This window comes from Sorangium sp. So ce1036 (assembly GCF_051369805.1).
GTDB lineage: Bacteria > Myxococcota_A > Polyangia > Polyangiales > Polyangiaceae > Sorangium > Sorangium cellulosum_F.
Genome location: NZ_JBBMOX010000002.1, coordinates 321149 through 335881, shown reverse-complemented (window position 1 = coordinate 335881; position 14733 = coordinate 321149). Strand labels below are relative to the sequence as shown.

9 protein-coding genes are annotated in these 14733 nt (G+C 70.4%); 3 read left to right on the top strand and 6 right to left on the bottom strand.

The window, feature by feature from the left end:
* Entirely contained in the window at nt 1-969 is a 969-nt protein-coding gene (locus WMF31_RS38455) for an ABC transporter permease (protein ID WP_436606864.1), read from the top strand.
* Nucleotides 970-1130: 161 nt separating this feature from the next.
* Here the strand turns inward: WMF31_RS38455 and WMF31_RS38450 are convergent, their stop codons facing one another.
* From WMF31_RS38450 to WMF31_RS38430, 5 genes are all read right to left on the bottom strand, one after another.
* Nucleotides 1131-2558, bottom strand: coding sequence for a DUF1552 domain-containing protein (locus WMF31_RS38450; protein ID WP_436606863.1), 1428 nt, complete (start codon nt 2556-2558; stop codon nt 1131-1133).
* A complete protein-coding gene (locus tag WMF31_RS38445) occupies nt 2555-4234 on the bottom strand; it encodes a DUF1592 domain-containing protein (RefSeq protein WP_436606862.1) in 1680 nt (559 codons plus the stop codon). The genes WMF31_RS38450 and WMF31_RS38445 overlap by 4 nt, the downstream gene beginning before the upstream one ends.
* Nucleotides 4235-4662: 428 nt before the next feature.
* Nucleotides 4663-5583 carry an SMP-30/gluconolactonase/LRE family protein gene (locus WMF31_RS38440; RefSeq protein ID WP_436606861.1) on the bottom strand — a complete coding sequence of 307 codons (921 nt, stop codon included), beginning with the start codon at nt 5581-5583 and terminating at the stop codon, nt 4663-4665.
* On the bottom strand, nt 5568-5732 hold the full coding sequence (locus WMF31_RS38435) for a hypothetical protein (protein WP_436606860.1): 165 nt from the start codon (nt 5730-5732) through the stop codon (nt 5568-5570). Before WMF31_RS38435 ends, WMF31_RS38440 begins: the two co-directional genes overlap by 16 nt.
* 151 nt (nt 5733-5883) lie before the next feature.
* A complete protein-coding gene (locus WMF31_RS38430; protein ID WP_436606859.1) occupies nt 5884-6585 on the bottom strand; it encodes an alpha/beta hydrolase family esterase in 702 nt (233 codons plus the stop codon).
* Nucleotides 6586-7828: 1243 nt separating this feature from the next.
* On the opposite strand from WMF31_RS38430, the gene WMF31_RS38425 reads away from it, so the two are divergent.
* Both WMF31_RS38425 and WMF31_RS38420 read left to right on the top strand, forming a co-directional pair.
* Nucleotides 7829-8803 carry a hypothetical protein gene (locus tag WMF31_RS38425; protein WP_436606858.1) on the top strand — a complete coding sequence of 325 codons (975 nt, stop codon included), beginning with the start codon at nt 7829-7831 and terminating at the stop codon, nt 8801-8803.
* 266 nt (nt 8804-9069) lie between these two features.
* Nucleotides 9070-10131: an alpha/beta hydrolase family esterase gene (locus WMF31_RS38420; RefSeq protein ID WP_436606857.1), complete on the top strand. Its 1062-nt coding sequence runs from the start codon at nt 9070-9072 to the stop codon at nt 10129-10131.
* A gap of 74 nt (nt 10132-10205) precedes the next feature.
* Here the strand turns inward: WMF31_RS38420 and WMF31_RS38415 are convergent, their stop codons facing one another.
* On the bottom strand, nt 10206-14555 hold the full coding sequence (locus tag WMF31_RS38415; RefSeq protein ID WP_436606856.1) for a DEAD/DEAH box helicase family protein: 4350 nt from the start codon (nt 14553-14555) through the stop codon (nt 10206-10208).
* Nucleotides 14556-14733: the final 178 nt, after the last annotated feature.

The window sequence follows — 14733 nt, the reverse complement described above, 5'->3', positions numbered from 1 at the left end:
ATGCGACAGCTCCTCTCCCACAAGAGCCTCTTCGGCGAGATCGACAGGCCGACCTGGTACGCGCTGCTGTCGATCGGCGTCGTCCTCGTGATCGGTTCGATCGGCACGCTGATCACCCAGGGCACGCTGAGCTTCCTGAGCCCGGGCTACCTCCTGCAACAGCTGCAGATCGCCGCCTTCCTGGGCGTCGCCGCCACGGGCATGATGATCGTGATCCTGCTCGGTCACATCGATCTCTCGCTGCCGTGGGTGCTCACCTCGAGCGCCATGCTGTCCGCAGGGCTCGGCGGCTGGGCCGCGTTGCCCTGCGGGCTGGCCGTCGGCGCCGCCGCGGGTCTGGTGAACGGGCTCGGCGTCGCCTGCCTGCGCGTGCCTTCGATGATCTTCACGCTGGGCACGAACACCGTGCTTCAGGGGCTGATGGTGCTCTACACCGGCGGCTTCGCGCCGCGCAGCGAGGCGCCGGCGTGGATGGAGGTCCTGGCCGTGGGCAAGACGCTCTCCATCCCGAACTCGCTGTTCGTCTGGATCCTGGTCGGCGGCGCCGGCACCTTCATGCTGAAGAAGACCGCGCTCGGCCGCTACATCTACGCCGTCGGTAACCAGGAGCAGGCCGTCTATCTTTCGGGCGTCAGGACGCACTGGGTGCTGATCGGCGCCTTCGTGATGTGCGGCGTGTGCTCCGCCATCACCGGCATGCTGCTGGCAGGCTTCTCGCACAAGGCCTACCAGGCGATGGGCAACGACTACCTCATGCCGGCCATCGCCGCGGTGGTGCTCGGCGGAACCAGCATCATGGGCGGGCGCGGGACGTACCTCGGCACCGTCCTCGGCACCCTCCTGATCGTGCTGCTCCAGAGCATGCTCAGCGTGCTGCAGATGCCCGAGGCCGGCCGCCAGATCATCTACGGCGCCGTGATCATCGTGATGCTGCTGGTCTACGGCCGACAACATCAGGAGGGGCGATGACCCGCTCCAAGGCGCCTCCGGGCGCGGCGCCGAGCGCATCCAGCGGCGGATGGCCATACCATGGGCACACACGCCCTGGTCCAGGGCGACAGACGGGTTGAAACTAGGCACGCTGTCGTGATGCCCGCTCGGCAGCGAGGCTCACCGCCCGGCGACGGCGCTCAGGCGAGCATGCCGTCGATGGGCCCGGAGCCCTCACCCTCGCCGAAGTTCTCCGTCCACTCGGTCTTGTCCCGAACGGCGGCGGCGATGAGGCCGTTGAAGAGGCGGTTGTTCGTGACGTTCCCGGCGTCGATGTACTCCCCCTGCTTCAGGTAGCCGCCGCCGCTTCCGGCGATGATCGTCGGCACGTTGCGGAAGCTGTGCGACGGGCCGTCCGCGACGTGGTTCGTCCAAAGAATGATGGACTTGTCGAACAGGTCGCGCGCCTTGAAGTGATCGAGGCCGTGGAGCAGCGTCTGCATACGGAGCACGTCGATCTCGGCGTGCGCTTGCTCGGCCGTCGGGTTGCTGCCCGAGGCCGCGTCCGATTGCACACGGTGGCTGAGGTGGTGGAAAGGCCAGCGGAGCCCCTCGTTCGCCGGCACCGCATACTTCGTCTGATCCGTGCCGTCACCGTGCTGCAGCGTCGCCACGCGGTTGAAGTTGCAGGCGAACGCCAGCGCCACGAGCTCGAGGTGGAGCTTCGCGACATCCTCGATCATGCCGTCCGTCTTGAACGCGAAGCCGCGTTCGAGCGCCTCGAGCTCCGACGTCGCGAGGCCCGCCTGGCTGCAGGCGCTGCCCATCTGGCCCATCGTGACCTCGGCGTCGCGGATGGAGTCGAAATGCTGCTGGAGGCGCTGCTTGTCGGCGGAGCTCAGGGCCGACATGCGCATCAGGCTGTTCAGCTCCTCGCGCACGAAGTCGTTCACGCTCTTGCGGCTGCTGAGGAGCTCCTCCGCGAGCGGCCTGCCGCCGCCGCCGCTGCTCGTCAGGCCGACGAGCTTGGAGTAAAGCGTGTACGGGTTGTCGTCCGCCGAGCGCACCTGCCCGGCACCGCCGCCCTTGAAGGAGATGCGCTCGGCGATGTACCCGTTCCTGAGGTTGCCGGCGTAGAGCGTGAGCGGATCGGCGCCGCCCTCGTTCACCAGCTGCGCGACCACCACGTCCGCGGACACGCCGGTCGAGGACGCGGTCTTGCCACCGCCCTGCGCCGGGCGCGCGGTGAGCGCCTGACACAGGCCCTGCGCGTGGCCGCAGTTGGTGGGCCCCCGCATCGGGAAGTTGATCCCGCGGATGAACAGCAGGTTCGGGGCGTGAGGCGCGAGCACGTGCGTCGCCTTGTCCGTCATGGCGGCGAGCCCGTCGGTCGTGAGCGGGCCCGTCTTGTCCGGGAAGAACCGGTCCCCCACGACGCCGCACGCCGCCACGATGTAGAGGCTGAACACGGGCGGGCTGTCCGCGGCCCAGGCGGAGCGCGACGGCAACCCCTCGAGGAACGGGAGGGCGATGGCAACGCCGCCGGCGCGCAGGAACGCGCGCCGATTGATGCCGCGTCGGTGCGGCACGCGCGGATGAGCGAGGTTCGTCACGATCTTGGAGTTCACAGCGGGCCTCCCACGCGAGTCCGAAATGCTTCGTCCTTCACGAGCTCGAGCATCATCTCCTTCACCGAGCCGCTGGCGCCGCGGCTCACCTCGGCGAGCGTCTCGACGAGCGGCAGGTCCGACGGGACGACGTCGCGCTGGAGCGCGAAGCTCGCGAGCTTCTTGGCGTAGCAGAGGTGGGCCTGCTCGCCCTCGGCCATGTGGCGCATCAGCTCGCCGGCATCCGCGAACGACTTGGCTCCTTCGGAGAAGGAGTAGACACCGCTGCTGTCGATCGGCAAGCCCCCGTTCTCCTCGTCCCGATATTGCCCCATGCCGTCGAAATGCTCGAAGGCGAAGCCGACGGGGTTGATGAGCTCGTTGTGGCACACGCCACCGCAGGGGGAGGTGAGCCGCGTGATGCGCTCACGATTCGTCTGCCCGGGCTCGAGAGGCGGGAGCTGCGGGAGGTTGGGCACCGGCGCGCCGAGCGGCGTGCACAGCACGTCGAGGTTGATGCTGACGCCGCGGTGGATCGCGTCCGACTCCGCGTTCAGGGCGTTCAGCGTCAGGTAAGGGAGCTGCGAGAAGAAGCCGACGCGATCGGGGCCGAGGTCTCGCTCCACGAAGCCGCTGCGGATCGGCTCCAGGCCGTAGAGGCTCGCCATCCCCGGCCCCACGAAGCCCCTCGTGGACGTGAGGATGTCTTTGACGCCGAGGCCCTCGGTGAAGATCTTTTCGAAGAACAGGTACGCGCTCTCCTCGTACTCCGCGTTCAACGATTCGTCGTAGTCCCGCACGCCGACCTTGCTGATGGTGGCGTAGCGATCGAAGTGGAGCAGCTCGCTGTGGAAGTGCCGCATGCGCAGGGCCGCGGCGGGCTCCTCCAGCATCGACTCGGCGACCGCGGCGATCGCTCCCGGCGTCGTGAGCGTGGGCGCCTCGTCGAGCAGCGCGTCGTCCGGCGCGGCGTTGCGCAGCCAGAGCGAGAGCTTCGCCGCGATCTCGTAGCCATCGAGCGGCTCGCGATCCGCGCCGAGCTCCGTACGGTAGAGGAAGTGCGGCGACTGGAGCATCGTCCGGATCACGAGCTGCGCGCCCTTGGCGAACGTGCTCTTCGTGCCGGACATCGCCGCGCCGGTCTCGAAGAGCGCGGTGTATCTGGCGACCTCGGCGTCCGTCAGCGGGCGGCGATACGCACGGCGCCCCACGGTCTTGATGAAGCCGGCCGCGTCCGTATCCGGGTACACCTTGGCGAGCGACGCGTCCGAAGCCGTCACCTCCTCGGCGAGCGCCTCCGCCGCCGACTGGTAGTCGCCCCACGAGCGCTGGTTCACGCTCAGCAGGAGCTCGTTGTTCGTGAAGTCCGTCGTGCCGGCGACGGGCTTCTCGAACGCGTCGGACAGCGATGACGGAGCGGCGAGGTTCAGGACCACCTGCACGCTGCTCGCCCACTGCGAGTTCGTGAGGCGCACGAACCGGTGGTACTGCGGCGCCCCCGGCATGTCGATGCCGCGCGCCACGCCGCCGGTGGCTGGGCCGCTGCCGCCCGGCACAGGGCCCTCGCTCCCCTCCAGATCCAGATCGCCCAAGGAGCCCGTGCACCCCGCGAGCAGGAGCGCCGTGACGCAGAGCCCCGCGCCGAGCCCCCGCCTGCAGCGCGGCAAGCCGGTTATCGAGAAAGACGGTGGGGTCATCATTGTCTCCTGACTGACCTCTGGTGGTTGAGCAGGTTCCTGCAGGTCCCTTGGCATGGTCAGCGATGCGACGACCATCGTGCTCGCTGAAGCGGCGCGCGTGGTGCCGGTCGATGGCACGTGATGGCACGTGTGGATCAGCGATGGATTCCGCGATGACGGCGCGAATGCAATCGTTCGCCGATATCGAATCGTTCGCCGAGATCGTTCAGATGACGAAGGTCTCGGCGCGCACGACGAGACCACCTATCCGGGGCAAAGCAAAAGGGTCCCCTTCGGGTTGAATGTGAACGATCACATATCGTGTGTCAATTCCAATCGACCGGCCCGCGGCTCTCTTCGAGTCCGGCGGAAAACCACGCTGGCGACGCTCGTCCGGTGCGCCGCGTCAATCGGGACAGGCGCCGGACCGCGATCATCGCTGCTCGCTAGCGCCCGGCGCCGCGGGTGTTCAGGTAGACCGCATACAGCGAGGTCGTTCCGCAGATGAACAGGCGGTTGCGTTTGGCGCCACCGAAGCAGAGGTTGGCCACGACCTCGGGGATCAGCACCTTGCCGAGCAGCGCGCCGTCGCTCGCGTGGCAGTGCACGCCGTCGCCGGCCGACAGCCACAGGTTGCCGTGCACGTCGACGCGGAGGCCGTCGTACACGCCCACCGGGCAGGTCGCGAACACCTCGCCGCCGGTCAGCGTGCCGTTCGCGTCGACGCGGAACCTGCGCACGTGGTGCGGGCCGTCCATCACGTGCGTCGCGCCGGTGTCGGCGATGTACAGCAGCGACTCGTCCGGCGAGAAGGCGAGGCCGTTGGGCTGCACGAAGTCGCTCGCGACGGCCGTCAGCGCGCCGGAGATCGGGTCGAGGCGGTAGACGCGCTGCGCGCCCTGCTCGCCCGGCGACGCATCGCCTTCGTAGTCGCTGTCGATTCCGTAGCTCGGGTCGGTGAACCAGATGCTGCCGTCGGACTTCACGACCACGTCGTTCGGCGAGTTCAGCCGCTTGCCCTCGAAGCGCGACGCGAGCACCGTGCGCGAGCCGTCGTGCTCGGTGCGCGAGATGCAGCGGCCGCGGTGCTCGCAGGAGACGAGGCGGCCCTGCAGGTCGACCGTGTGGCCGTTGGCGTTCATCGCGGGCTGGCGGAACACCGAGACCGAGCCGTCGGTCTCGTCCCAGCGCAGCATGCGGTCGTTCGGGATGTCCGACCAGACGAGGTAGCGCCCCGCCGGGAACCACGCCGGCCCCTCCGCCCAGCGGCAGCCCGTGTACAGCTTGTCGACGTGCACGTGTGGGAGCGCGAGCTTGCGGAAGCGCGGGTCGAACACCTCGAAGCTCGGGGTCAGCTCGATGACCATCGGGTTGTCCTCCTCCAGTCCGAATGCCAGCGGCGGCGGCCGTACACCAGCACGATCGTGATGTTCGCGACGCCGTGGATCACTCGCCGGCCCATCTCCGGGATCGGCATCACCAGCAGGACGGGGAGCAGCAGCGTGCTCAGGACCACCCCGGAGCGTGTGGAGGAGGGCCGTCTTCCCAACGCCGCCCTCCCAGGCCGTCACCTCGCCTGCCGTGTCGACCGCCGCCGCGAGCGCGAGGGCCCACCGACCGCCGATGCAGGCCCCCTGCGCCGGGCGCGGCCAGGGCGACCATGACCCTCAATACGTCGAGAACAGCTCCCAGAGGAACTTGGGCGCGAACGCGGGCCAGCCGTGATTGGTGTTGCTGTAGTTCGGGTCTCCGTGCTGACACCAGTAGACCGGAGAGCCCTCGTCACAGCCCTCGTACATGACACAGTTCGAGAGCTTGTCCGTGTACCCTTCGACGGGCGTCGTGCTCGTCTGGCAGTGGTTCAGCGCGGTGTAGAAGTCGCGCGTCTTCGGGCCGTTGTCGGTCCCGACCACCGAGTCGCGCTCTCCGTGGATGACGACCGCCGTGACCTGCCCGGTGCACTCCCGGGTGCTGGCGTTGAGCGGATACTGGGGGACGTTCTTGGTGGCGCACGGGCCCACCGCGCGCAGCTTGTCCGCGTGCTCGCATCCGAGGATGCTCGAGAAGTCGCCGCCCGAGCTCTCGCCCGCCGCGAACACGCGGGCCTTGTCGATGCAGAAGCTGTCCGTGATCTGATCGTAGAACGGCTGGAAGAAGGAGACGTCGTTCGCCCCCCAGCCCGAGCTGGAGTTGGCCGGGTGAGGGTAGACGCGGATCCACGCCTCCCTGGGGCCGGTCGCCTCGAAGCCCGCGTTCTGCTCTGCCCAGCCGATCGGGTTGTTCGTCGGGTTGAACATGATCATCACCGGATACGGCTTGCTGGCGTCGTAGTCGGTCGGCAGCTTCACGTAGTACTGGTGACCCGCCACGGTGAGTGGGCTCTGCGCGCTGCCCGTCTGCGGATTGGCCTTGTTGCAACCCGAGCTCGGCTGCGGGGCGACCTTGCCTCCCGTCGATCCGCCCGAGCCACCCGCTCCAGGCGAGCCGCCGCCTCCGCTCGTTCCCCCCTCGCCGCCCGCTCCACCCGCGGACGCGCCGCCGTCGCCGGTCGTGCCGCCGCCGGTCGTGGCGCCTTCGCCGGTGGTGGTGGTACCGCCGGTCGTGGCGCCGCCGCCGCTGCCTGAGGCGGCGCCCCCCCCCGTTCCGGCGTGAGGGGTGTCGCCTGACGCGCTCGCGCCGTCACCACTGCAAGCCGGGAGAGCGCAAGAGCCAGCCAGCGCCGCGAACAATGTGGCCCGAGCGAGAGTAATTTTGTTGGTCATCTGAACACCCAGGGGCGATTCCGCCCTCACCGGGAGCGTTCCACGAGGCGCGCCCTCCGCGTGAGGTCGTTTCCAGTTGATTGAATGATCGGAGGCCGACGACGGAGCTGAGACCGCGATCGCGGTGAAGCACGCAGTGTGATCGTTCACATTCTCGATGTCAACTCCTGTCTTCGGGGCACGGGGTGGCTCGATCCCGAGGTGGGGACTGGGGGTCCCGGAGTCCCTCCGACGAAGCGGCGCGTCAAGCGAGGCGGGCGCCGGGCCGCGGTCATGGTCGAGATATAATTCCAATCACGTCACCAGGCCGCCCAACCGGCTCGAAACCGACCAGAGCCATCGGCGTCGAGGAGACCCGCGGGCAGGTCAATTTCGTTTGACGCATTGAATGTGATCGTTCACAATTTGCCCTCGGGGCCTTTTGCTACTTTGTCTTGGATGGGCAGTGCTGCGCACCGTGCCCTTCGCCCTGGGCTCGGGATCGAACCTCTGCACTGGCTCTACTCGCTCGGTCGTTGCGGGCGCCGCAGGCGTGGCGGGCGCGAGGGAGGGTGAGGTCGCGGGAACATCGGAGACCTCGGAGAGCCATGAGCGTTCGGCGGCGCGCCCAGAACGGGCTGAGCACGTCCCGGGAGCGAGCATGAAGAAACATCGATTCCTTTCGTCACTGGCCTGCATCGGGTGCGCGCTGTCGCTCGCCGCCTGCGGGAGCAATGACGGCCACAGCGGCGCCGTCCCCACCGGTCAAGGTGGCGGCGGAGCCAGCACGGCGGGCGCCGCCTCTGGCGGTTCCAGCGGGGGGTCTCCGCGAGACGCCTCGGCCAGCGCGGGAGGTCAAGCAGGCGCCGGCGTGGGCGGTGGAGCGCCCAGCGGCGGAGCCGGCGGCGATGCCGGCGGCGGCGTCGGCGGCGATGCCGGCAGCGGCGTGGGCAGCGGCGTGGGCGGCGAAGCCGGCGGTGCGGGCTCGGCGGGGACGGGCGGTCCAGGCGAATTCGAGCCGGTGACCATCTCGTTCGGGACCACGCTCGATCCACGCACTCAGGTGCTCGAGGCGCGAGCGCTCGCCGAGTCCGTCGCCGATCCCAGCTCTCCGCAGTGGCGCGCCAAGGGCGACCAGCGCAGGACTTACCACTTTCCAGCCGCCGGCGCCGACGTCCCTTACCGCGTCTGCGTCCCGGAACGCTGGGACGGCACGTCGAAGTTGCCCCTCGTGATGTTCTTGCACGGCGCCTCGAACGACGAGAGCTCGTACCTGGATCAGAACGACAAGCAGATGGTGAAGCTGGCCGACCAGCATGGCGTGCTGCTGGTCTCGCCGCTCGGCTACCGCGGCGCGTACGGCACCTTCCTGCGGCTGCCGGCCGTGTTCGGGCAACCCGAGGAGGCGGAGAAGCTCCTGGCCATGCGCACGCCCGAGCGCGAGCGCGATCAGGAGCTCAGCGAGAAGGACGTCATCAACGTCCTGGAGCTGGTCCTGAACGAGTACCCCATCGATCGCAGCGCGATGTTCCTCACTGGACACTCCATGGGGAGCGGCGGCACCTGGTACATCGGCGCCAAGTACTCCGACTACTGGAGGGCTCTGGCGCCGATGTCCGGACCGTTCGTCCTGGAGTCGGGCTATCCGTGGGACCGGCTGCGCGACGTGCCCGTCTTCGTGACGGAGGGGACCCGCGGCACGCCTTCCCTGACCGGCAGCCGCGAGCTGCGCGACTGGATGATGGCTGGCGGCTACCCGATCACGTACAAGGAAGTCGATGCGGACCATGCAGGCATGGTTCCGCTCGTGCTGCCCGACGTCTTCGATTTCTTCGACCGTCGGTAGCCTCCGCGCTCGTCGCGCGCCTCCACGTCGCCCGGAGCCGCGGCGAGGCTCGAGCTCCAGCGGGCGACGAGGGAGCTGCGGGGGGTCGTGGACGCAGACAGGAGGGTTGCCCCGCCCTGGGATCGCCACGCTGGTCTCGGCTCTCAGGTTATTCCTCGAGATCGCGCGATCGCGCAGGACCTGCCCGGGGCAGGACGTGCCCGGGGTTGACAGGTCATCCTTCGGACAGCCCCGGATCAGGGGCGATGAGAGAGGAGCCGAGCTTGATGATCAGCGGAAGCAAGTGGAGCGCGCTCTTTGCCGCATCGATCGCCGCCGCGAGCGCCGCGGCGTGTGCCGGGGACGACGCGCCGAGCCCGCCGGGCGCGACGTCCGGTGCAGGTGGGAGCGCGGGTAGCGGGAGCGCTTCGAGCGCCGGCGCGACGAGCGGTCATGCGACGAGCAGCGGCAGCGGCGGCAGCTCGGCCTCGTCGGGCGCGACGGGCGGGGGCACCGGCGCTGCCGGCGGCGGCGGGGGCACCAGCGCTGCCGGCGGCGGCGGGGGCTCCAGCGTTGCCGGCGGTGCGGGCGGCGGCGGGGGCTCCAGCGCGACGCCGAGCGCGGGCTGCGGCCGGGCAGCAAGCCAGGCGCTGAACGAGTGGGTCGAGCAACCCACGAAGAGCATCGCGTCGGTCGAGCGGCACTGGTGGGTGCGGCTCCCCGAGAACTACGAGCCGACGCGCGCCTACCCCGTCGTCTTCATGTTCCACGGCTGCTCGAGCGCGACGAACAACGTCCCGATGCAGAACGTGACCGGCGACGACGCGATCCTGGTGCGCGGCGCCGGCGTCTCCGACGGCATCTGCTGGGATGCCTCGTCGGACGGACCGGACCTGGCCTTCTTCGACCAGATGCTGGGGGACGTGCTCGCGAACACCTGCGCGGACATGTCGCGCGTATTCGCCGCCGGCTACAGCAGCGGCGCCTGGCTCATCAACATGCTGGCGTGCAAGCGTGGCGACAGGCTCCGCGCGGCGGGCACGGTCGCGGGCGGAACGCCGGGCAGGCCGAGCGGCTGCGTGGGGCAGGTGGCGCGCATCTTCATCCACGACGTGGACGACACGTCCAACAGGATCGAGAGCAATCATGCGGAGCGCGATCGCCTGCTCGAGCTGAACCACTGCGACGCGGGATCCGCGCCGGTGCCGGAGGATCCGGCGCCCTGCGCGCGGTATCAGGGCTGCGATGAGGGTTACCCGGTGATCTGGTGCGAGACGAGCGGCAAGGGCCACGACCGGCAAGATGCGCTCGCGCCCGGCGCGTTCTGGAGCCTGTTCTCGGAGCTCTGACGCTCAAGGACAAGAGCACCGTGACGATCCAGAGCGGCGGCAAGTGAAGTCCTGGCGGGAGGCCGGTCGCGGAGTCAGGCCCTGTCCGTGTCGCGGCGCTCCACCGTCGCCACCGCGGCCGTCGCCGTGTCGACCGCCGCCGCAAGCGCGAGCGCCCATCCCGTGTCGATCCACCGCGTCGCCGCCCGCGGCGTCCCCTCGAGGTAGCGCAGCCGGTTGACCCGCTGCTCGTCCAGCCGTCCGCCGTTCTTCGCGACGTCATCGCGCGCGGCGATCACCCACGCGAGATCGGTCAGCGACACCATCCGCTCCGCGAAGCCGCCCGGGCCGCCGTCGATGCGCAGCCCACCGCCCTCGGCCGGGCCGACGATCCGAAAGCGCCTGCCGTCCCGCTCCACGAAGGCGCCCGCGCCGGGCCGCAGCAGCAACCCCTCCACGAGCGCCCGCGCGCGCTCGCGGGCTCCCGCCGGGAGCGAGCGGGACGCCCTGCGGCCTGATCCCAGGGCGCGGTACGCGGCATGGTCGATCCCCGGACAGGCCCAGAGCCCCTCGTCATCGAGGTAACGGGCCACGCCCAGGTAGCGCCGGACGGGCTCGCCGGGCGGCCGCACGAGCACGAAGGCCGTCTCCCCGGGGCGGCGCTCCTGGGCCGGCACCGGCGATCGAATGCGATCGGGCGCGACCAGTGCTCCGGGGGTCTCCAGACAGAAGAAGAGGTGACCGCCGACACGGCCGGTCCGCGGCGGCTCCTCCAGCCCGAACGCGCGGGCGGCGGCCTCGTCGTCCTCGAAGCGCTCGCCGGCGCTCGGGCCGATGTCCTCGGGGCGGACCACCTCGACCAGGATCGCGACAGGCACCGTGTCGGCCGTGGCCTCGTACGACGGCCTGTCCGGATTGTCCGAGCGGAGCCACCATCGCGACCGATCGCGCACGATTCGCTTGATCTGGTAGGCAAACCCCAGATCGCGATCGGGCACCTGAAGCAGCGCCACCTTGCCGTCCAGCGCATCGTACGAGGCGCCGCGCGCAAACTTCATGATCAGCCAGTCCCCGTCGCGAACAGGACGCTTCCCGCCATCCATCGAGTCGCCCGAAGCGCGCACCGCGAAGAGCCCATCGCCGCGCGCGGCCGCGATCGGGAGCCGCACCGTCTCGGCCTCGGGAGCGAGCTCCGTCGGGGCGCCGGCGGCGCCGGCCGCCGCGCGCAGATCGGGGAAAGCGACGAGCGCGCCGCGCGGCGCCGTGGAGACGCCTTCGGGGCGCTCCGGCTCGGCCCAGAGCCCGTCGGGCGAGCGGACGAAGCGGACGTGGAACGCCGTTCCAGGCCGGCCGGCGGCAAGGCCGAACCAGCGGCGCAAGAGATCCGGGAGCTCGTTGCGCCGCGAGCCCGCGCGGTGCGCGACGTTGCAGAACTCCTTCATGAAGCGGAAGCGCCACACCTCGCCGTCCGGAAGCCGGACGTCGACGTCCCCTGAAGGGCGGTCAGGGCGGGCTGTCCGCGAGGGCAGCTTGAGGATGGGGTCGCGCTTGTTCCAAAGCACCTTGGCCGAGAACGACGCGCCGGAGCCGTCCTCGCGGCGGCGCGCGCGGTACATGGCGAGCCGGTAGTCGACGAGCTCCCGCGTCATCGCGGCAAAGGTCTCCTCGTCGCCCGGAGGACAGGAGAGCTTCGGGATGAAGCGGTCCCCGTCGAGCGCGAACCAGCGGCGGCCCCGCGCGCCCGTCCATGCGGCGATGGGGTTCTCCTTCCAGTAGCTGACGAAGCGCGGCTCGTCGAACCGCCGGCCGCCGCGCAGCTCGGCCACGCCGTCGAGATCGCGGGAGAGCTCCGGAGAGCGGGCGAGGATGGCGTGGCTCCTGCGCGCGAGCTCGACGATCGAGATCCCGTCGAAGAGCGCCCCCGCCTCGAGCAGCGCTTCGAGCGTGATCATCTTGGTACACTTGCTCATCGCGGTGATCTCGAGCTCCCGGAGCCACGCGCCGGCGGCGCGAAGGACCCGGAGCTCCGGCGGGCTCAGATCGCCCTCGGAGGCCACGAAATCGAACCATCCCTGGTGGGCTGGTCGCAGCGTGGCAGGCCGGTAGCCCATCCGGAACAGCTCACCAGCCGTCGGGCGCTCGCCGCGCGCGTCGCGGAGATCGCGGTACGCGCGCTCCACCTCGCTCTTTCCGCGCGCAGGGAGCAGGCTGAGCAACAGATTCTTGGCCTCGAGGTCGAGGTCCACCGTGCAGCCCGGCGGAAGGCGCGCCGCGCGGACACCGCCGAGGAAATCGCGCAGATCGGACGGCTCGGAGCCGAGCGAGACCAGCGTCCGCACGCGGTCGAGGAACACGCGGTGATTGCCCACGAAGTCGAGCACGGTGAGCCGCGCCTTCCCGTCCGCGACGCGCAGGCCGCGGCCGAGCTGCTGCAAGAAGACGACAGGAGACTCGGTGGGACGGAGCATCACCACGCGATCGACGTTCGGGATATCGATGCCCTCGTTGAAGAGATCGACGGCGCACAGCGCGTCGAGCTTGCCGGCGACGAGGTCCGCCAGCGCCTCCTCGCGCGGCGCCGACTCCGGACCAGAATGGACCGCGGCGACGCGAACCCCTCGTGCGGCAAGGAAGTCGCAGGCATGGTGCGCGTGCCGGATCGAGCAGCAGAACACGAGCGTGCGCTGCCCCGGGTGCTCCTGCCACGCGCGCCACATCGGCTCGAGGCGAAGGTCCGTGTCGATGGCCTTCTCCAGCTCGCCAGGGTCGAACCTCCGGTTCTGGAAGGGGACTGCGCGGTAATCGGTCTCGTCCCTGAGGCCGAAATACGCAAAGGGGACGAGCAGCCTTCGCTCGATGCCGGCGCCGATGTCCGCCCGGTAGGCGACGTGATCGTCGAACAGCCCGGCGACGTCCGCGCCGTCGGCGCGCTCGGGCGTGGCGGTCAGGCCGAGCAGGAAGCCCGGATCGAGGCGATCCAGGATGGCGCGGTAGCTCGGCGCGGTGCCGTGGTGGACCTCGTCCACGATGGCGTAGTCGAAGATCCCGGGGGTGAGGCGCGCGAGGTGCTCGGGACGGGACAGCTTCTGCACCGAGGCGAACACCACGTCGCCGGCCAGCTCGCCGGCGCTCCCGGCGCACCAGCCGAAGCGCGCGACGCGGTCCCGCAGGAGGCGGCGGAAGGTCCGGGCGGCCTGAACGAGGAGCTCCTCGCGGTGGGCGAGCACGAGGACGCGCGGACGGCGGCCGTGGTGCTCGGCCCAGGCGTCGACGTCGAGCGCGGCGAGGTACGTCTTGCCCAGGCCGGTGGCGAGCACCACGAGCGCACGGCGGCGCCCCTCCTCCGCGCGGCTCCGGTGCAGCGCGACGAGCGCCTCGCGCTGGATGGGGTGCGGCGGGGGCGGGGGCTCGGTGGGCTCGGCGTCCTCCTCACCGGGCGGAAGGCCGCCGGGCGGAAGGCCGCCGGGCGGCAGCTCACCGGGCGGCAAGACCGCCGCGGCTTGCCGCGCACGCCGGGCGTAGCGCTCGACCCAGTCGGCCGTGAGCGGCAGGGCGCGGGACCACCAGCGCTCGAAGGCCCTGGCGGCGGCCCGGTAGGCATCCGGATCGCGGTGGCGGTCGACGCGGAGGTTCCACTCGATGCCGGGACCGAGCGCGGCGCGGGAGATATTGCTCGATCCGACGAACGCGGCGCCGAAGCCCGGGCCCTCGAAGCGCCACGACTTGGGGTGGAACGAGCGGATCTTGCCGGGAAGCGCCTCGACCTCGACCACGCGCGCCTCGAAGCTGCCCCGGGTGCCTCCGGCGCCCGAAAGCGCGGCGTTGCCGTCGGCCCAGTCGAGCAGCTCGGCCAGCGCCGTGGCCTGGGTGATGTGGAGGTAGTCGCCGGTGACGAGCCGGACGCGAGCGCCGCGCGCGAGGGCCGCGAACACGTGGCTCTCCAGGACGTCGAGGCCGCTCTCCTGGACGAAGGCCGAGAGGACGGCCACGTCGGTCGCGCGCGCGAAGGCCGGCGCGAGGTGGCGCAAGAAGGGGTCCTCGACGCCGCCGGTCGCGAGCGGTGGGGGCCTGCCGGCGAGGTAGTTACCCTTGCCCGGGATTACGTGGCGCACGCCGCCGCGCGGGTCGTCCACGTCGCCGCGGAAGCGCGGGATCACGTGGACGTGCAGGTGCATCACGGTCTGCCCTGCGGCCTCGCCGGCGTTGATGCCGACGTTGTAGCCGTCCGGGTGGAGCTCGGCGTCGAGGTGGTGCTTGACCGTGTCGACCAGCTCGAAGATCGCGGCGCGCTCCTCGGCGGTGGCGTCGAACCAGGTCGGGACGAGGCGGCGCGGGATGACGAGCGTGTGGCCAGGGCTGACCGGGAAACGGTCGCGCAGCGCGAAGGCGAGCGCGTTGCTCGCCACCCAGGCGGACTCGGGGGCCTCGAGGAACGGGGACGTCACCGGCCGGCGGATGGTACTTCGGAGCGGGCGCGAGGTGTGCCTTAGGTCGCGGCCACCTACGGTTTCCGAGGAGCTCGTTCATGCAGCAGCTCGCCGGCCACCTGCACTTCTCGGTCACCCAGCGCTACGCGCACACGAACGACGACCTGAGAAGGACGCTTCGGTAGGCCGCTGAGCC

Excerpts from the sequence above, each read along its gene's own strand:
- WMF31_RS38455 (WP_436606864.1), top strand. The coding sequence starts at position 1 with ATGCGACAGCTCCTCTCCCACAAGAGCCTCTTCGGCGAGATCGACAGG.
- WMF31_RS38440 (WP_436606861.1), bottom strand. The coding sequence starts at position 5,583 with ATGGTCATCGAGCTGACCCCGAGCTTCGAGGTGTTCGACCCGCGCTTC.
- WMF31_RS38420 (WP_436606857.1), top strand. The coding sequence starts at position 9,070 with ATGATCAGCGGAAGCAAGTGGAGCGCGCTCTTTGCCGCATCGATCGCC.
- WMF31_RS38445 (WP_436606862.1), bottom strand. The coding sequence starts at position 4,234 with ATGACCCCACCGTCTTTCTCGATAACCGGCTTGCCGCGCTGCAGGCGG.